The following is an 18,213-nucleotide window of genomic DNA, read 5'->3' as shown; positions in this document are numbered from 1 at the left end:
AGGAAGGCGGATGATGGATGAAATTACGGCGAGGGAACGTTTGGAAAATCCGTACGATACGGGGTAAATTTCTGATGCTTACCTTGCTGCTTACGATCGTGCCGATGTTCGTCCTTACCTTTACTTTTCACCGCATAGCGGTACATTCCCTCGTCGGTAAAGCGGAGGAGCGTGCGACGCAATCGAGGCAAATGAGCGAGAGTTTCTTGAACCGCACCATTGCCGATCTTCACGATATGACTAATGCCATTCTAGGCAACCCCGAAGTACAAGCGATCTTGCAACTGCGCCCGACTGACGATTACGAATTTCTTCGCAACGTAGATCGGGTGAATAAAATTATTCGAGCGCAAACGCAGACGAAATCCTACATCATATCCACACTTATATATGCCCCCGGAGGCGGCGAGCATCAATCGTTCTATCAAGGCAACGATTCGATCCGCTTCGGGGGTCTCCCTACTGAGCTGGAAGCCCGCATTTACTATGATCAGCTGCGAAGCGACAATCGCATCATGTGGCATGACGGCTCCCCCTTTCAAGGAGCCCTAGACCCTTCAGATGATGATGAGCATCTGTACGTCGGAAAGCTGCTAAGGCAGACTGAAGGAAATTACGATGATATTGGATTTTTAATGCTGGAAATCGAGAAGGTGCATTTTTTTAGCGGCATATCGGTATTAAACCCAAATGAGAAGGAACAGTTCTGGATTGTGGACAGCGGAGGAAATCCGGTCTATCAAATGCCGGAGGATGCGAAAGCTGATTATCGCGCTCTGCGTGAAGTAGCGGTTGGTGCTGCTGACTCTCCGACAAAGGATAAAGGATGGACGAGCTGGAACGGCAAACGGACGATGGTCTCTTACGCCCCGCTCGCAGCGAATCAATGGACGCTGCTGCATTTGGCGGATGCGGATGCGCTGTTCAAGGACGCTGATCAGATCGGCAGATGGACGGTGGAAATTTTTCTCGTGGTGTTCGTGATCGGCTGGATCGTCACTTACCGAGTGAGCGATACGATCAGGCGTCCGCTTCGCCGTCTGCACCGCTTGATGGGCACGACGACTGGCAAAGCTCCAGTACTCCCTCCCTTCGATCCGCTCGACGAAGTAGGTCAAATCGGGGATCGGTTCGAGCGAATGATGCAGGAAAACAAAGAATTGAACGACAGGGTATTCGAAGCGCTGCTGTCACGGAAGGAAGCAGAGTTTCGGGCTTTGCAGGCGCAGATTAACCCCCATTTTCTCTACAATACGTTGGAATCGCTGAATGGGCTGGCGCTTACGAACGGACAGAACGAGATGTCCGAGGTGATTGGAGCTCTCGGCAAATTTTTCAGAATAGCGCTTAGTCAAGGCAGTGAGGAAATTCGTGTCGCTAATGAGGCGGAGCATGCCGGCGCTTATGTGCGCGTCCAGCAATTCCGATTCAAAGACAAGTTGGAATGGATTTCGGAGATCGACGAGGATATTCTAGACTGCCGCGTGCCAAAGCTGATTTTTCAGCCCATCGTGGAGAACGCCATCTATCACGGGGCAAAATTAAGGAAAGACGTTGTTTATCTGATGCTGACCGGCTTTCGTGAGCAGGGGCGCTTGCGCTTTACGATCAGCGATGACGGGAACGGCATACCCGAGAAAAGGCTTGACGAGATTCGGCGAACGCTGGATAGACAGCAATCGGATGGTGGCGCAATCGGCTTTGGCTTAAGAAACGTACATGAACGGCTTCGTCACTACGGATCCGAATATGGGGTTCAAATTATAAGCGAGCTAGGGAAATATACGACGGTTACTTTGTACGTTCCAATTCATGAGGGGCAGCCCTAGGAGGGGATATGATGCGTCGATTGCTGATCGTTGACGACGAACACCACATTCGCGAAGGCTTGAAGCATCTGATTGCGCAGATGGAGCTTCCTATTCAGGTGGTGGGAGCTGCCGAAGACGGGGAAACGGCGATTCGCCTCTACAAGGAGCTGAAACCGGACATTGTTCTGCTTGATATCAATCTGCCGGATTTCAGCGGACTGGATGTGGCGAGGCGAATTCGGGCAATAGACGAAGAGACGCAGCTGCTGTTTCTGACAGGCTATAATTCCATGGCTTTCATTCGAGAGGCGATTACGCTCGAAACCGTCGATTATATGTTGAAGCCGATTACAAAGGAAGAGCTGGCGTCCGGCTTGCATCGTGCGGAGGAGCGGCTGTCGAGGCGCGGGCGCTTGGACGAAAGCAGCGATGCAAGGCGGAGCCGGGAGCGTCACCGCATGCAGGAATATGCACTGTTGGACTTGCTGCTGCAGCGGCGGTCGTGGGGAGACGCCATTGAGGCGCTCCGCGCCGCTCATTCACCGCTAGCGGAAGCGAGGCCGCCTTTCGCTGTGCTGTGCTGCGAGATGGATGTCATCCCGTCTCGGCTGTCGACGATCGATGATCGCCAGCTTTACGGCGTCGCATTCGCCAAGCTCTCTTCAGAAGCGGCGCAGCATTGTTCTGAAGCATACGGTGCAGCCACCTCTCCCGATCGGATGCTCATCGTGCTGTCTGCCGCCGGCAAGGAGACGGTAACGGAGGCGGCCAAGAGTGTGCGTGCCGCTGTCCAATCGTACATGGACGTGTCGATTACAATCGGTGCGAGCCGGCTGGTGCAGGAGCTGAAGCTGCTTCCGGAGGCCTACAGGGAAGCGGTTCATGCTGCTGAGCACAAGGGCTGGGTAGGAGATGGTCAGATCATTCCGTATGAAAGCGTGCAAATCGCGGCAACGAGCAATCGTACTCTGCTTGATAAGGAATTGATTCTGCTATCCGAAATCCGCGCGGGGAACGATGGGGCGGTTTCATCCATCCTGCTGGAATGGACGGCGCAGTTCGCCGGCCTGCCATCGCGTCAAGTGAAGCTTATGGCGACACAGCTGGTGCTGTACGTCATGCGCGTCGTTCAGGACTTTCCGCTGCCGGATAGAGGCGCGCGCTTCTGCCGCGATCCGCTACTCGAAATGTCGCGTATGGCAAGTGGAAGCGAGATTGTAGCCTTCATCTCCGATTACTTCGAAAAGGTCGGGCAATGGATCCGTGAATCGCGGGAGTTTGCCGTTCCCAAAATGTTCGAGGATGCGCGCCATTGGATTCGCGAGCATTTGCATAAGGATGCTAGTCTGAATGGTCTCGCGGACTATTTGCACTTAAGCCCAAAGTATGTCAGCTCGCGCTTCAAGCAGGTGACCGGCGAGTGCTTCGCTGATTTCCTGACCCGCGTTCGTTTCGAGCGAGCTCGAGAGCTGCTGCTTGATCCAGGTCAGAAGGTGTCGGCGATCGCCGAGGCTGTCGGTTATTCCGATACGAATTATTTCAGCATCGCTTTCAAAAAAAATATGGGCTTGACGCCTTCGGAATTTCGCAAACGATATCTCTGATCAACAGGGATATCGATTTTGTTTGTAAAGGCGGAAACAATCGAACCAAAACAAAGAGGACATGGAGCAACCTTATATAGGCGACAGTTGAAAAGCAGGATAATAGATTTGTAAGATATATTTCCATATGGAGAGGGGATCCCTACATGATGGCGATACGCAGACGAAAGTGGTTTTTCCTATTGTTGGCAGTTATGCTTGCCTTCCTTGCAGCCTGCAGCTCGAACGACGGCAGCAACGAGGCGACGTCGTCCCCAAGCGGCTCGCAGGAGCCGGCAGAAACAAGCGACGCACCGAAGGAAACGGTTAAGCTGAAGTTCATGTACTGGGGCAGCACGGACGAGAAAAAGGCTATGGAGCAGATGCTCAAATCGTTTAATGAATCTCATCCGCACATCCAAGTGTCGGGCGAGCACGTACCAGGGGATTACAACACGAAGATGAACACGCTTATGGCGGCCAACGAGCTGCCGGACGTTGCTTATTTGGGAGATGGCTTGACGAACAAATGGGGAAGCGAAGGCAAGCTGCTTGATTTCAGCCAATACTACGACAGTTACCCCGAGCTGCAGAACAAGCTGAAAGCTTCATATTTATTCACGGAGCCAGGCAAAGCGGTTGCCAACTTTACCGCGCTCGAAATCATGGTGCTTTACTACAACAAAGACATTTTCTCGGAAGCTGGCGTACCACTCCCGCCGTCCGACCCGATGCAAGCTTGGACGTGGGATGAGTTCGTCTCCGTCGCGAAGAAACTGACAAAGGACAACAAAGGACGGAATGCGGAAGATCCGAACTTCGATGAGAAGAACATTGACACCTACGGCTTCTCGTTCGGCACGGACCGCGGCACTTACGGTCCGCTTCTCGAGAGCAACGGTGCAGGGATTCTGGATGATTCAGGAAAAAGCTACGCGCTTAATGAGCCGGAATCCGTTGAGGTGTTCCAAAAGCTGCAGGACTTGATCTACGTCCATCACGTTTCCCCAAATCTGATTCAACAGCAAAACATGCCGGATAACCATGTTCGTCTTCAAACGCGCAAAGTCGCGATGGTGCTTGACGGAACGTGGGCGCTGCTCGACTTGACGAACAACAAAAAGTTGAACTATGGCATTGGCGTATTGCCGAAGCTAAAGGAGCCGAAGACGGTTATTCTGGCAGGCACGACGGTCGTATTCCAATCAACGAAACATCCTGCCGAAGCGTTGGAGTTTTATTTGTACCATAACAACCCGGATCAGGTCGATCTGTATAGAACGGGCCTTTGGATGCCGACGGAGGAGAAATACTATACGGAGGAAGCTTCCATTAAGCAGTGGACCGACAATCCGGCGCATCCACCGGAATTTCTGAAGGCAGGAATCGAATATACGAAAGGTTACGCCGTCAAATCCCCGTCAACGGCGATCAAGAATTGGCCTGAAATCAACAGTAAGCTTACGCCAGGACTCGATCTTATATGGACGAATAAGAAGACGGCCCAAGAAGCGCTCGACGAGCTGAAGCCGCAGATTGAGCCCCTCATTCAAGGGGAATATCCGAACGAATAAACGGCATTCAATCAGAGCAATGGGCGGAAAGTGGTGGCTGCCGCTGCGCTTCCGTCCCCTGATTGCCGCATCGCTCACCTATTCCGGATGGAGGGAGTCAATATGAAACAACGCAACAAATCAGGATTGCTTAAGATGGAACGCCGTTGGGGCATGCTGCTCGCGCTTCCGGTTACGCTCGGATTGATCCTCTTCGCCATTGGACCGATCATTGCGTCCTTTTTCTTCAGCTTGACCGATTGGGAAATCGGCGGTCAATCCTCATTCGTCGGTTTGAAAAACTACGAGACGATATTAACGAAGGATCCGGTATTTACGAAGTCGCTGTTCGTGACGGTCTATTATGTGCTCGCCACGGTTCCGGTGGCCATTATCGCCGCTTTCGGGCTGGCGATGCTCCTTAACCGCAAAGTGAAAGGCTTGTCCATTTTCCGGACGATCTTCTTTTTGCCATCCATAGTCCCCCGGATTGCAAGCACGATGCTCTGGCTGTGGCTGTTCAACCCCGACTTCGGCTTGCTCAACTCGATGCTTGAATTTGTGGGATTGCCCGGAAGCCAATGGATTTATGCGGAGGAAACAGCGATTCCATCGATTGCGCTTATGAGCGTGTGGGGCGTCGGCAATTATATGATTATTTTTTTGGCAGGGCTGCAATCCGTTCCCGCACATTTGTACGAGGCGGTCGAAGTGGACGGGGGAGGAGCGTGGCGCAAATTTTACCATGTTACCTTGCCCTCGATGACGCCGACGATATTCTTCAACATGGTCATGATGCAGATTGGGGCTTTCCAAAGCTTCGACAGCGTGTATGTCATGACGCAGGGCGGACCGAATAATGCCACCTTGCTCTATGTGGTCTATCTGTACCGCGTTGCCTTCACGGAGACGAAAATCGGCTATGCATCAGCGTTGTCTTGGATTTTATTCATCATAATCGTCGTGCTGACGCTCATTACGTTCCGGACGTCGCGCAAATGGGTGTATTACGAAGGGGGAGGAAAGTAGTGAGCAGAACGAGTCCCCGCATTTTCACTTATGTAACGCTCATTTTGCTCAGCTTGCTGATGATTTTGCCGCTCATCTGGCTCGCTAGAAGCTCTTTGATGGATAATGCGCAGATATTCATTTTCCCGCCGGAGTGGATTCCGAGTCCTTTTCGTTGGAGCAATTATCCGGAGGCACTTACGGCCGTTCCGTTCAGCCGCTTCTTCCTGAACACGATGACGCTTGAATTGCTTACGGTCAGCGGCGTCCTTGTAACGACGATCATCTCCGCCTATACGTTCGCAAGGCTGAGATGGCCGGGCCGAAATATCGTGTTCGGCGTGCTGATGGCAACCGGCATGCTGCCTGGAGCAGCGACGCTGATTCCGATGTTCGTCCTATGGCGGGAAGTAGGGGCGCTTGATTCGTTCGTTCCGCTCGCGCTTCCTTCCTGGTTCGGTGCAGGCGTCTACACAGGGCAAGGCGTGTTCGCAATATTTCTAATGCGTCAGTTTTACCTTTCCATTCCCCGGGAGCTCGACGAGGCGGCTTACATGGACGGGGCGGGCCCTTTGACCGTGCTTTGGCGGGTCATTATTCCGCTCTCGAAGCCTGCTGTGCTCGTCATAACCGTGTTTTCGTTCAATGACGTGTGGAATCAATTTCTGGAGCCTACCTTGTATCTCAGCTCGGAATCCAACTTTACGATGGCGCTTGGCCTGGCTTCCTTCAAAGGGCTTTACAATGCGCAGTGGGGTTATCTGATGGCCGCATCGGCTACGATGGTCGCACCGATTATTTTGCTGTTTTTCCTTGCGCAGCGCTACTTTATCGAAGGGATTACGCTCACTGGCATTAAAGGCTAAGGAGGGACATCGGATGATGAATGCAAGGTTGTCACGGCTGCGGTCCGTGTTGAAAGAGAGGAAGCTCGAAGCTATTCTTATCTCGCATGGTCCGAATCGCCGGTATATATCCGGGTTTACAGGATCTTCCGGATATGCGGTCGTAACGGGCGAGCATGCCTTGCTGCTAACGGATTTCCGGTATCTTTCGCAAGCGAAGGAGCAGGCGGCGACCTTCGAAGTGGAGCGGCACGGGGATCAACCTCTCGCGTCGATCGCGGAGCATATCCGCAAGCTTGGCGTTCGAGAGCTCGCCGTCGAGGCAAATCGGCTGACCTTGGCGCAAGCGAAAATGCTGCAAGAGGAATTATCCGGCATCGCGTGCTTGCCGACCGAAGAAATCGTGGAGAAGCTTCGCAACGTCAAGGATGAAACCGAAATCGCGTCGCTCCGGGAAGCAGCCCGCATTGCGGAAGAGGCGTTCTTTCATATATTGCCTCTCATCCGTACTGGCACGACTGAGAGGAGAATCGCGGCGGAGCTGGAATACCGTATCCGGCTGCTCGGCGCGGAATGCGGATGGCCGGGCTTCATCGTCGCCTCGGGCTATCGCTCGGCGCTTCCGCACGGCGTGGCGAGCGCTAAGGAAATCGGCAATAACGAATTCGTAACGCTTGATTTCGGCGCGGTCGTGAACGGTTACATGTCGGATGTGACAAGGACGGTGTTCGTAGGCAAGCCCGACGAGAGGCAGCGTGAGATTTACGATACGGTGCTAGCCGCCAACGAAAAAGCGATTCGAGGCTTGCGTCCCGGAATGGACGGCAAGGAGGGAGACGCCCTCGGCCGTGATGTCATCGCGGAACGGGGCTATGGCGAATATTTCGGACACGGACTCGGGCATGGTATCGGCTTGGAAATACACGAGCAGCTTCGTCTATCGCGGCAAAGCGATTCGATCCTGGAACCGGGCAACGTCCTGACTATTGAGCCAGGCATATACATTCCTAATGTTGAAGGCGTCCGCATCGAAGACGACGTGCTTATAAAGCCGAATGGCGTGGACGTACTCACATCAAGTCCCAAAGCGCTGATCGCGCTCTAAATTGGACGGCTCGAGCCGAGCCGTCGTACCGAGGAGGAAGCAAATATGAGTTTATTTTCCGGCGTTTATGTCGCTATCGTTACCCCTTTTGATGACAAGCTAAATGTGGATGTTACCCGTTTAGAGGAGCATGTCGACTGGTTGATCCGCGAAGGCGTAGACGGCATCGTCCCGACCGGTTCAGTCGGAGAGTACGCCACTTTATCGCCAGAAGAGCGAAGAACGGTAGTCGAGACTGCAATTGCTGCGGCTGCAGGGCGGGTGCCTGTCATCGTCGGAACGGCTGCGCCTTCTACGGGAATGGCCGTTCAATGGGCGGAACATGCCAAGCAAGCCGGCGCAGCAGGCATTATGGCACTGCCGCCGATCAGTTATAGGCCGTCCGAGGCCGAAGTGATCCATCATTACGAATCGCTATCTGCGGTTGGGCTGCCGATCGTCGTATACAACAACCCGCATGATTATCCAACTGACATGAAGCCCGCCTTTCTGCAAAAACTGTCCTTCATCGAGAATGTTGTCGCCGTCAAAGAGTTTTCCGGCGATATTCGGAGAGTACATGATATTCAAAGGCTGACCGATCTTCAGATCATGATCGGCGTGGATGATTTGGCTATGGAGGGCGGACTGTTTGGTGCAGCGGGCTGGATTGCCGGCCTTACGAATGTATTGCCGTCGGAGAGCGTCCGCATGTTCAAGCTGGCACAGCAGGGCAAGTTGGAAGAGGCGATCGCTATTTATCGCAAATTGCTTCCGTTATTCCATTGGGATGCGAATCCGCGCCTCGTTCAGGCGATCAAATACAGCATGGAATTGGCTGGTCGACCTATGGGCTTGACCCGCCCGCCGCGTCTGCCGCTAACGGAGGCGGAACAGAACGACATTCGAGAGGCGTATGCGTACGCGACGAGCGAATAGGTGAAATTCAGAAGGAGGGAAGCAGCATGGAATCCAGGAACTGGATCGGCGGAGAGTGGAGCAAGCCGGAAGCGGGTATGCTCGAAATCCGAAATCCTTCCGATTTAACAGAAACGGTGGGCTACGTTCACTTGTCGGGCAAGGAGGAATTGTATGCGGCAGTCGACGCGGCACGGACCGCGCAGCCGAAGTGGGCAGCGATGACGGGAGCCGCAAGAGGCGACTGTCTCTATCGCACGGCCGGCTTGCTTGAGGCCCATGGAGCTGAGCTTGCTAATCTGGCCAGCAGGGAAATGGGCAAGCCAATTGCCGAGATGCGCGGGGAAGTGGCGCGTGGCGTCCAGCTGCTTCACTATTACGCAGCGGAAGGTGTTCGTGCGAACGGCCAGATTATTCCTTCGGCCTTCGCGAATGTGAAGCAGTATTCGGTTCGCGTTCCACTCGGAATAGCTGCGGTCATTACGCCTTGGAACTTTCCAGTGGCTATTCCGATATGGAAGATCGCTCCCGCTTTAATATGCGGCAACACGGTCGTATGGAAGCCGGCAGAGAACGGCTGTCTTACTGCGGTTAAACTCATGGAAATATTCGCCGAAGCTAAATTGCCCGCGGGTACGCTTAATCTGATTATTGGAAAGGGGAGCGTTGTTGGAGAGGCGCTTCTGGAGGAGGCGAAGATCGATGCGATCAGCTTTACCGGATCTTCCGCAACGGGGCTTCGGGTCGCGGCTGCCAGTGCTGCGCGGAATTTGAAGTACCAGACCGAGATGGGCGGCAAAAATGCCGCCGTCGTCCTGCGTGACGCCGATCTCGATGCGGCTGTTGCGGCCGTCGTTAGCGGCGCCTTTCGCTCAGCGGGGCAGAAATGCACGGCGACGAGCAGGGTTATCGTCGAACGGGCGGTTTACGATGAATTTGCGTCCAAAGCGGCCGAAGCGATAGTGAAGCTTCGCATGGCGAACGCAAAAACCGAAGAAGCGTACCTCGGTCCAGTCGCCTCATTGGAGCAATTCAAGTCTGTTAACCGGTACGTGGAGACCGCCCTTGCGGATGCGCGAACAATCGCTGTCGGCTCTAGTGCCGATGGAGAGGGAGAAGGGTATTATATCTCCCCGCTGCTTGTGGAGGGAGTCGGAGCCGATCATAGACTCGTGCAAGAGGAAGTGTTCGGCCCGCTTGCCGTGATGCTCCCTGCGGATAACGTTGACGAAGCGATCGGCCTCGTTAACCGGACTGTATTTGGACTTAGCGCCTCCGTATTCACAAGAGACCTGAACAACGCGTTCCGGTTTCTCGAAGAAGCGGAAGCAGGCATGGTCCGCGTCAATCAGGAGACGGGAGGTGTCGAATATCAGGCACCCTTCGGCGGAATGAAAGATTCCAGCTCCCACAGCAGGGAGCAGGGCCAATCGGCTCTCGACTTTTACTCCCATCTGAAAACATGCGCGATTCAATACCGTTAAAGCGCGATGAACGGAGCGTGAGAAATGACAATGGCGGGCTCGACTATGAATATGCGCTTGCTGCCGCAGCTGCGCTGCGCGCTTGCGCCTGAGCTGCGGCAATCGCTAATGCTGCTGCAGATGACGACAGCCGATCTATTCTCTTACTTGCAGGAGGTTGAACTGGACAATCCGTTAATTCAGCTGGAAGAGGAGGCGTGGTTTTCATATGGGGGCAAACAACAAAGCGGTGTTGGCAATCAGACTGAACATGGAAGTCTAGCGGCATTCCGCTCGGAGAGGGAAACGCTGGAAAAAGCGCTGCTCGCCCAGATTAGACTTATGAATGCGTCGAGAGCGGAGAAGCGGGCTGCCGCCTTTTTGGCGGGTAATTTGACTGAATCCGGCTATCTGGACATCGGTCTTGAAGAGGCGGCGGCATGCACGGGGCTTGCCATAACTGTCATTGCGGCGGGACTTAGGCTGCTTCATACGCTGGAGCCTGCGGGTATTGCCGCCGCATCGCTGAAGGAATGTTTGCTGCTGCAAGTGTCTCGCGACAACAGCGCGCCGGGGTTTGCCAAGGAGATGATCCAGAGACATCTTGGCGACGTTGGCAAGAGCCGTTGGAAGGCTATCGGCAAATCGCTCGGAATCTCGGAGCAGGAAATCGAACGCGCCGTCCGATATTTGCGGGGGCTTGATCCCCGACCGGGTCTTCTCTATGGTGAATCGCAAATTTCGTATGCAATAGCCGAGATCAGGTTGCGAAGAACCGAAGACGGTATCGGATTCGCGGTTCGCGAATCGGCTCCTTTCCGGGTAAGCTTTCCGGGGCTCGCGCTTGAAGAGGGAGACGGCTCACCCGAGTGGCGGGAATGGGTCGCGGCCAAGCGCAAAGAAGCCGCCGGGTTGGACGGCATGCTGCGCTTTCGGAAGCGTGCACTAAACGCAGTGGCCGCCGCCATCGCCGTGCAACAGCAGCCGTTTCTGGATGAAGGAGTGGCAGCGATACGGCCTCTTAAGCTGGAGCAGATCGCCGCCGAGACTGGTTTCCATCTCTCCACCGTCAGCAGAGCTGTGCGAGGCAAGTTTGTAGATACGCCATACGGCGTGCTCCCGATGAATGTGTTTTTTTCCACCGGTCTGGAATGCGAAGGCGGAGCAGAGGTATCTTCACGTGCGGTGAAGCACCGCATACGAGGATTAATTGCACGCGAGAATAAGCTATGCCCGTTCACGGACGCGCATCTTACCGCATTGCTTCGGGAGGAAGGCATTATCGTAGCTAGACGCACCGTTGCGAAATACCGGGAAGAGGAACGCATTCTGCCTTCGCGTTTCCGGGCTATGACATTGTGAACAGACCCGGCTGATGAAGGGGGGGATGACCATGTAATGGCAGAGCGGTGATGGGTTGCGTGCTTCGAATTCGAAAACGGAAGAGGAGGCTCAAGGAATGGAACAACGTGCAATGCAAAGCAAGGGGAGCTTTACGTTCACAGCAGCCATATCTGCATTATTGGTCGGGGCGCTGCTTGTTACGATGCTCTTCTCGGGTCCGCCGAGACCGGTTCATGCTGCGGCGAATTACGCCGAGGTGATCGATATTTTCGGACGGACGGTGAACGATAACGGCATCGAGCTTGTCGATTGGCAGGGCTACATCGCCAACCCGTACGTCAAGCTAACGGTTAAGCCGCCTACAAGCGCGGTATTCCCCGTTACGATTAATTTAACGACCCAAGGCACCTCGCGCCTGATGATGAACAGGCCGAGCACGATGTCAGCGACAGGTGCGGCGAAGACGTTGACTTTCGCTAATGCGTCTTCGACCCAGGACTTCAATTTGGCCATTCATCCTGACCGGATCGGCGGCAACGGAGAGATCGAGAATCATACGCTGACCTTGCAAGTGGTTCAAGGCAACAATGCGACCAGCAGTCAGAATATTGCCATACGGGTGCTCGATCAGGATGATAATGCTGAGCCGACGCTGCCGCTCAAATTCGATTACCGCTTCGATACGATCACGAACATATTCGGCGATGCCGGTGTGAAAGCAGCTACGGAGCAGGCGATCAAGGACTGGTTCTACTTTTTCGACGAAGCTTCTTTTGATACGGTAGCTTCCGGAGCGGAGCAGATCTCGCTTCCGGGGGATAACTGGCAAAACTCCATTTCGGTAACGAACAACGCCGCGTACAACGGCATGTGGATCTTCCTGCGCGGAATCAATGATCCATATTCAACCGGATTTCCGGCCACCAACGGCAATTACCACAAACGCGCAGGCGTACAGGTGCCTGGACCGATTCCGCGCTCGCTCGCTACGATATTGGACTTCTATACTGGATTTACACCGTTTACTTCGCTGAACGATGAAGAATATTATTTGACGCAGATGCCTGGCTCTTCCTGCACCTCCAACTGCCAGACCGATTTGCTTGGCTTGATCGCTCATGAATTCGGGCATGCCGTCGCCTTCCACAGCGACTGGCCGGGTATGGCAGCGTATGTCGCAAGCGGCGGAGCCAACGATTCCGAAGTTATAGCCTATCAAGGCAACGCGGTGCCGCTCGATACCAGCTACCACATTCCGGAAGCGAGTTCTCAGAACTGGGATCGGCTGAGCGGGCAAAGCGGCGGGCGCAGCCATATGTTCCATCCTAAAAGATGGATGATGACGAAGCTCTCTCTGTTGATCGCGGAGAACGCAGGCTGGAAGCTGAAAAAAACCTTGACGCCTTTCCTCGCGCCATCCATCGTTACAACATCGCTGCCAGGGGGCACGAAGGGCACCGCTTATTCCCAGACGCTCACAGCGAAAGGCGGCGTACCGTTCTATGATTGGAATGTAACTAGCGGATCGCTTCCGCCGGGTCTGACACTGGATCGTTTTAAGGGGACAGTTAGCGGAACAATCTCGGGCAGCGCGCCACAGAACAGCTATACATTCACCGTGCAATTACGGGACTATGACACGCTTAGCGTGCCGGTTACGAAGACGTTCACAATCAGCTTGAACGGTACACAGCCGCCGACGGACCTGGTTGCGCAATACTTATTCAATGAAACGAGCGGCACGACTGCCGCCGATGCCTCTGGCAACGGCTTAAACGCGGCACTCAGCGGCGGCGCAACTTGGGCCGCTGGCCATGCGGCCAATGCTGTTCTTTTTAATGGAACGACCGGCTATGGAAGCCTGCCTAGCGGCATCGTCAGCGGATTGAATGATTTCACGATTGCGACTTGGGTCAAAGTGGACAATACATCGAACTGGACGCGCATATTCGACTTCGGTACAGGGTCTACGTCGAATATGTTCCTGACGCCGCGACCTGGCGGAGCGGGACTACGGTTCGCGATTACGACGAGCGGCAGCGGCGGGGAGCAAAGATTATCGACAACGACGGCATTCCCGACCGGCGTGTGGAAGCATGTTGCTATAACGTTGAACGGGACGACTGGAACGATGTATGTGGACGGTGTATCCGTAGCGACGAATACGAGCATGACGCTCAAGCCCTCGAATCTCGGAAATACGACGCAAAATTATTTAGGCCGCTCACAATACTCCGGTGACGCCTATTTGAGCGGCGGAATAGACGATTTCCGTATTTACAACCGCTCACTGAGCGGATCGGAAATCACAGCTCTATTCAATAGCTGACCATTGTTATGACGAAAGCCGCCTTCCGGGTTGAAACACCCGGAAGGCGGCTTGTTTGCGAGAGCGCTAGACGAATTATGATTGATACAATTTCGCTCGGCTATTGGCGATGTCGGGATGAAACTGAATGAGCGCTTCCCGTCTTGTCCGTTTGACATGCTCCATGGCATCTTTGATTTCGGCTTCATCGGGAGCTTTCGCAGATGCGGCGCTGATCGCGATTGCAAGACCAGCCACCGTTCCCTGCGCAATGGCGACCTTGGCACTCTCTACGCCAGTAATGTTGCCGGCGACGTAGAGTCCGGGAAGCGGTGTTTGCATGTTCTCGCCATGCATAGGGACATGTCCGCCAAGCTCCGGTACGTAGCGGAAAGGGCAGCCGGCGACGGCGGCGAGCTCCGCGAGCGGGTACAATCCGCCAGCGATGCAGACGAAGTCGGCCTCCACGACGCGTTCGCTGCCGGCAATAGGTTCTCCGCGCGGTGTGACGTCGGCGATGAGCACGCCTTCAACGGCTTCCCTTCCGACAATTTCGATCGCGCAGCGGCGAAGCTGAAGCGGTACGTCCAACATTCGAATCCCTTGCTTTGGATATAGGCTCAAGGCGAGATTGCGCAGCATACTGCTCTGTAGAAGCTTCGCGCCGTATTTGAGCATCGCGTTCGGCGCTAGATCCGCGAAACGCAGCAGCGAGCCAAGTACGGCTTTCGGATCGGAAGCCTTGCCGCTGAGCGCATTGCCGGGCGGCAGTACGATCGCTGCCAAGTCGATACCGGCTAGGCGCAGCTCGGATACGATGGCCATGGCAAGCACGCTCATGCCGATGACGATGCCTCGATTCCCGATGCGAACGCGCTGCACATTGGTCATCACCTGCGCAGCCCCGATCGACATGACGCCGGGCAGCGTCCATCCCGGCAAAGGGTTCGCCGATTCGGCGGCGCCGGTAGCGAGCAGGACGAATGGCGTGCGATAGCACCGTTGGTTTGTCCATAACGTCCAACCATTATCGATGGTCCTCTCCAAGCCGGTTACGGACACTCCCGTTTCGATATCGGCACCTGCTTCCCGGGCGCCGAGCACGAGCAATTCGGCTTCCCGAATGCCGTTCCACCAGGCACCGCTAGGCTCCTGATGCAGTTGTCCGAGCAGACGGCCGCCAGGCTTCATGAATTCGTCCAGCAGCAGCACCTTCAAACCGGCTTGCGCGGCAGAACATGCCGCCGCCAAGCCAGCTGGTCCCGCACCGACGACGATAAGATCGTATAAACAGTTCATAGGGAAGGTCTCCTCTCTGCCTCCTCCATTTGTCGGAACGGCGTTGGGAGGATGGTTCCGGAACGAACATCCATGCCGTCCTTCACCGGCGTTAGGCAAGCGCGAATGCCGGTGATGCCGCCAATCGTTACTCGGCATTCCATGCAATGACCGATGTTGCAGTAAATGCCCCTAGGCGACCCGTGCTCCTCATGGAGCCTCAGCGTCCGAATGCCGCCTGCAAGCAGCGCGGCGGCGATGCTTTCGCCCTCGCGCGCCTTATAATTTCTCCCATCGAAGGAAAAGGACACGGTTTCTGCGGGAGGGAGAGGTCCAAAAACGGGATGGTGTTCGATTCTGCCGTAGCTCATAATGATTGTCCCCAATCGGCGAAAGACACCGGACGAACCGGCGGCTGGACCTTTAATGGGAGCTCGGAGGGAAAGTTTCCACCCGGCATAATCGCCAAGCGATCAAGCAGCGGCCGGCATGTACGGCCGCCGCATATTCCCATGCCTGCACGCGTGCGCAGCTTAGTCTCGCGCGCAGAGCAGCCATGCTGGCGTAAGGTTTCACGGATATGCTCCAATGTGACCTCCTCGCATCTGCATACGATAATCGATGCTTCGTTCATGTAAACAGCCTCCTTGTCGAACTCTCTGGATACTTCATGTAGATGCAAATTTCATGCCATCCGATGATGCCGTAAGGGAAATTTCATTCATTTTAAATCGATATCTCTTGGCAGCCGAAGAAGCTGTAGAAAAATTCGCAGGGGTACAGCTCGTGGCATTGTTTTTGCAGCTGTTAGTAATGACGAGGGCTGCTGCCTTCCCAATCCGCTCAAGTAAGGTGGGATTCCATTTGAATATGCTGTACCGGAACAGAAGGAGCTTGCTGTTGGAAAAGCTGGAGAGGAGGGCCATAGAGGGGACAATCGTGATATCTCCGGCGTCTATCGCGTATTTAACGGGATTCCGATCGGATCCTATGGAACGATTTATGGCGCTATGGATAAAGACTGACGGAACCACGATATTGTACGTTCCGGAATTGGATAAGACAAAGGCAAGCATGGTGCAGGGGATCGATAAGCTGGTGCCCATTCCAGACGGGAAGCCCGCGACCGAAGCGTTAATGGAAAATTGCGGCGGGGAGCCGAATCGCTGCGGCATCGAAAAAGAAACATTGACGTGGAAAACGGCTGAAGAGCTGATAGCGTTATGGCCGAACACGGAGTTCGTCGATATCGGCGTGGACATCGGGCAGCTGCGTGGCCGTAAGACGCGGGCAGAGGCGGATCTCGTGAAAGCGGCGGCAGGCTTCGCGGATGCCGCACTCGAAGCAGCCTTAGGTTTTTTCCGCCGACGGATGAAGGAAAATGAGCTTGCGGAGGAAATCGATAGGCAGATTGTGCTGGCAGGAGGGGATGGCCCCGCCTTCAAGACGACGGTGCTGGGAGGCGAACGATCTTCGCTGCCTCATGGAGAAACCTCAGAATATGTGATCGTCGAGGGCGATATTTTGCTCGTCGATATGGGTGTGGTTCATAAAGGTTACTTATCGGATATGACTCGGACGTTCCTTGTCGGTCAGGGGACGGCGGAGCAAGAGCGGATATACGAAACGGTTCTGGAGGCAAATCGGCGGGCGATTGCCGCCCTGCATCCAGGAGCACCGCTGGCTTCGGTCGATGAAGCGGCAAGGTCGTGGATTAAAAGTCGCGGCTACGGAGAACGATTTCCTCATCGCGTCGGCCACGGCCTCGGCATGGAGATCCACGAGCCGCCTTCCGTACACGGCTGGAATGAACAGCCTATCGCAAGCGGCATGCTGCTGACGATCGAGCCGGGCATTTACATTCCCGGCTTAGGCGGGGTTCGGATTGAAGATGATCTGTATGTTGATGAGGATGGCTTCGTGGAGCAGCTCACCCGATTCCCGAAGCAGCTGATACGCCTTTAGTTCGCTGAATCGTTTCCGAACAGCGTACTGATGCGCTTATAGAGCGTCATTCGTGAAATGCCTAGAAGCTGGGCGGCTGCCTGCTTATTGCCGTTTGTTTCCTGAAGCGCGGACTCAATAAAACGGCGTTCATAATTCGCGAGCCAATCGGATAATGCACCTTGCTTCGGCAAGGAGGGGGTTATATCGGCTTGCTGCTCGGAGAGTGGCTCCCAACGAGCGGCGCTGCGCAGCACCGCGGGAGGCAGATGCTCGGCTTTAAGCGAGTCGCCTGCGGACAACACGCATAAACGCTCGATCGCATTCCGGAGCTCGCGGACATTACCCGGCCATGGATGCTGAGCAAGCAGTAAATGCAATCCATTGTCTAATGGCATGGCGCAGCCGAACCGTCTTGCGAACAGCTCGGCGAGGAGGGGAATGTCCTCGGTACGGTGACGCAGGGGCGGAATGTCCAGCTCAAGTACGCATAAACGATAATACAGATCTTCCCTAAACTTGCCCTGTTCCACGAGCAGGGCCAAATCGCGATTGGTTGCTGCAATGAAACGGCAGTCTGAGTGGAGGGTACGCGTTCCGCCGACCGGATAATATTCGCGGTCTTCGAGAATACGCAGCAGCTTCGCTTGCAAATCGAGCGGCAGCTCCCCGATTTCGTCCAGGAACAGCGTGCCGCCACGGGCGATCGCGACCTTGCCGGATTTGCCCCTTGGATCCGCTCCGGAGAACGCGCCTTTCTCATAGCCGAACAGCTCGCTTTCGGCAAGGCTGGCCATCAAGGCGCCGCAATTAACGGCAACGAACGGGGAGCCGGCCGCTTCGCGAAGGGAATGAATTCCCCTTGCGAACACTTCTTTGCCGACTCCGGTTTCTCCCGTTAGCGTCACGGTGGCGGTAGTATGTGCGAGCCTGCGTGCCATATCGATAACAGAGAGCAAAGCCGGACTTTTTCCGATCAGCTCATGGAATGGATCGGATTGATCATGCACAGTAGCAGATGGTTGCAACGAGGGTCCCCTCCCTTGAAAAGTGTATCTTAATTATTACACTGTC

15 protein-coding genes are annotated in these 18,213 nt (G+C 54.8%); 11 read left to right on the top strand and 4 right to left on the bottom strand.

What is annotated here, in order from left to right; all coding sequences use genetic code 11:
* Positions 1-17: 17 nt before the first annotated feature.
* The 10 genes from AB4Z29_RS11300 to AB4Z29_RS11255 all read left to right on the top strand — a co-directional run bounded on the left by AB4Z29_RS11300 (position 18) and on the right by AB4Z29_RS11255 (position 13,938).
* Positions 18-1,829: a cache domain-containing sensor histidine kinase gene (locus AB4Z29_RS11300; RefSeq protein WP_441943158.1), complete on the top strand. Its 1,812-nt coding sequence runs from the start codon at positions 18-20 to the stop codon at positions 1,827-1,829.
* Positions 1,830-1,837: 8 nt separating this feature from the next.
* On the top strand, positions 1,838-3,415 hold the full coding sequence (locus AB4Z29_RS11295; RefSeq protein WP_441943157.1) for a response regulator: 1,578 nt from the start codon (positions 1,838-1,840) through the stop codon (positions 3,413-3,415).
* A gap of 146 nt (positions 3,416-3,561) precedes the next feature.
* On the top strand, positions 3,562-4,968 hold the full coding sequence (locus AB4Z29_RS11290) for an ABC transporter substrate-binding protein (RefSeq protein WP_441943156.1): 1,407 nt from the start codon (positions 3,562-3,564) through the stop codon (positions 4,966-4,968).
* A gap of 102 nt (positions 4,969-5,070) precedes the next feature.
* Positions 5,071-5,976, top strand: coding sequence for a carbohydrate ABC transporter permease (locus AB4Z29_RS11285; protein WP_441943155.1), 906 nt, complete (start codon positions 5,071-5,073; stop codon positions 5,974-5,976).
* A complete protein-coding gene (locus AB4Z29_RS11280) occupies positions 5,946-6,821 on the top strand; it encodes a carbohydrate ABC transporter permease (RefSeq protein WP_441943154.1) in 876 nt (291 codons plus the stop codon). Before AB4Z29_RS11285 ends, AB4Z29_RS11280 begins: the two co-directional genes overlap by 31 nt.
* A 13-nt stretch (positions 6,822-6,834) precedes the next feature.
* A complete protein-coding gene (locus AB4Z29_RS11275; protein WP_441943153.1) occupies positions 6,835-7,905 on the top strand; it encodes a M24 family metallopeptidase in 1,071 nt (356 codons plus the stop codon).
* 45 nt (positions 7,906-7,950) lie between these two features.
* On the top strand, positions 7,951-8,823 hold the full coding sequence (locus tag AB4Z29_RS11270) for a dihydrodipicolinate synthase family protein (RefSeq protein WP_441943152.1): 873 nt from the start codon (positions 7,951-7,953) through the stop codon (positions 8,821-8,823).
* A gap of 26 nt (positions 8,824-8,849) precedes the next feature.
* On the top strand, positions 8,850-10,286 hold the full coding sequence (locus AB4Z29_RS11265; RefSeq protein WP_441943151.1) for an aldehyde dehydrogenase family protein: 1,437 nt from the start codon (positions 8,850-8,852) through the stop codon (positions 10,284-10,286).
* Between the two features lie 24 nt (positions 10,287-10,310).
* On the top strand, positions 10,311-11,627 hold the full coding sequence (rpoN, locus tag AB4Z29_RS11260; protein WP_441943150.1) for an RNA polymerase factor sigma-54: 1,317 nt from the start codon (positions 10,311-10,313) through the stop codon (positions 11,625-11,627).
* A gap of 184 nt (positions 11,628-11,811) precedes the next feature.
* On the top strand, positions 11,812-13,938 hold the full coding sequence (locus AB4Z29_RS11255) for a LamG-like jellyroll fold domain-containing protein (protein WP_441943292.1): 2,127 nt from the start codon (positions 11,812-11,814) through the stop codon (positions 13,936-13,938).
* 75 nt (positions 13,939-14,013) lie between these two features.
* Here AB4Z29_RS11255 and AB4Z29_RS11250 read toward each other — a convergent pair whose 3' ends face one another.
* The 3 genes from AB4Z29_RS11250 to AB4Z29_RS11240 are packed head-to-tail and all read right to left on the bottom strand — an operon-like array spanning position 14,014 to position 15,829.
* Positions 14,014-15,216 (bottom strand): NAD(P)/FAD-dependent oxidoreductase, encoded by a 1,203-nt coding sequence (locus AB4Z29_RS11250; protein WP_441943149.1) that lies wholly within the window; start codon positions 15,214-15,216, stop codon positions 14,014-14,016.
* Positions 15,213-15,566 carry a (2Fe-2S)-binding protein gene (locus tag AB4Z29_RS11245; protein WP_441943148.1) on the bottom strand — a complete coding sequence of 118 codons (354 nt, stop codon included), beginning with the start codon at positions 15,564-15,566 and terminating at the stop codon, positions 15,213-15,215. The genes AB4Z29_RS11250 and AB4Z29_RS11245 overlap by 4 nt, the downstream gene beginning before the upstream one ends.
* A complete protein-coding gene (locus AB4Z29_RS11240) occupies positions 15,563-15,829 on the bottom strand; it encodes a (2Fe-2S)-binding protein (protein WP_441943146.1) in 267 nt (88 codons plus the stop codon). Before AB4Z29_RS11240 ends, AB4Z29_RS11245 begins: the two co-directional genes overlap by 4 nt.
* 53 nt (positions 15,830-15,882) lie before the next feature.
* Between AB4Z29_RS11240 and AB4Z29_RS11235 the strand changes: the two genes are divergently transcribed.
* The gene (locus AB4Z29_RS11235; protein WP_441943145.1) at positions 15,883-17,160 is read left to right on the top strand and encodes a M24 family metallopeptidase; all 1,278 of its coding nucleotides are present in this window, start codon (positions 15,883-15,885) and stop codon (positions 17,158-17,160) included.
* Here the strand turns inward: AB4Z29_RS11235 and AB4Z29_RS11230 are convergent.
* Positions 17,157-18,167, bottom strand: coding sequence for a sigma-54 interaction domain-containing protein (locus AB4Z29_RS11230; RefSeq protein WP_441943144.1), 1,011 nt, complete (start codon positions 18,165-18,167; stop codon positions 17,157-17,159). The genes AB4Z29_RS11235 and AB4Z29_RS11230 overlap by 4 nt on opposite strands.
* Positions 18,168-18,213 lie beyond the last annotated feature (46 nt).

Source organism: Paenibacillus sp. 2TAB23, assembly GCF_052115165.1.
Taxonomy (GTDB): Bacteria; Bacillota; Bacilli; order Paenibacillales; family Paenibacillaceae; genus Pristimantibacillus.
Note: the sequence above shows the minus strand (reverse complement) of the source record. Positions and strands in the feature narration are given on the sequence as shown.

Bases quoted from the DNA above. Each gene is read 5' to 3' on its own strand.
- AB4Z29_RS11300 (WP_441943158.1), top strand. From the start codon at position 18: ATGAAATTACGGCGAGGGAACGTTTGGAAAATCCGTACGATACGGGGT.
- AB4Z29_RS11295 (WP_441943157.1), top strand. From the start codon at position 1,838: ATGATGCGTCGATTGCTGATCGTTGACGACGAACACCACATTCGCGAA.
- AB4Z29_RS11290 (WP_441943156.1), top strand. From the start codon at position 3,562: ATGATGGCGATACGCAGACGAAAGTGGTTTTTCCTATTGTTGGCAGTT.
- AB4Z29_RS11285 (WP_441943155.1), top strand. From the start codon at position 5,071: ATGAAACAACGCAACAAATCAGGATTGCTTAAGATGGAACGCCGTTGG.
- AB4Z29_RS11280 (WP_441943154.1), top strand. From the start codon at position 5,946: ATGGGTGTATTACGAAGGGGGAGGAAAGTAGTGAGCAGAACGAGTCCC.
- AB4Z29_RS11275 (WP_441943153.1), top strand. From the start codon at position 6,835: ATGATGAATGCAAGGTTGTCACGGCTGCGGTCCGTGTTGAAAGAGAGG.
- AB4Z29_RS11270 (WP_441943152.1), top strand. From the start codon at position 7,951: ATGAGTTTATTTTCCGGCGTTTATGTCGCTATCGTTACCCCTTTTGAT.
- AB4Z29_RS11265 (WP_441943151.1), top strand. From the start codon at position 8,850: ATGGAATCCAGGAACTGGATCGGCGGAGAGTGGAGCAAGCCGGAAGCG.
- rpoN (WP_441943150.1), top strand. From the start codon at position 10,311: ATGACAATGGCGGGCTCGACTATGAATATGCGCTTGCTGCCGCAGCTG.
- AB4Z29_RS11255 (WP_441943292.1), top strand. From the start codon at position 11,812: ATGCTCTTCTCGGGTCCGCCGAGACCGGTTCATGCTGCGGCGAATTAC.
- AB4Z29_RS11250 (WP_441943149.1), bottom strand. From the start codon at position 15,216: ATGAACTGTTTATACGATCTTATCGTCGTCGGTGCGGGACCAGCTGGC.
- AB4Z29_RS11245 (WP_441943148.1), bottom strand. From the start codon at position 15,566: ATGAGCTACGGCAGAATCGAACACCATCCCGTTTTTGGACCTCTCCCT.
- AB4Z29_RS11240 (WP_441943146.1), bottom strand. From the start codon at position 15,829: ATGAACGAAGCATCGATTATCGTATGCAGATGCGAGGAGGTCACATTG.
- AB4Z29_RS11235 (WP_441943145.1), top strand. From the start codon at position 15,883: ATGCCATCCGATGATGCCGTAAGGGAAATTTCATTCATTTTAAATCGA.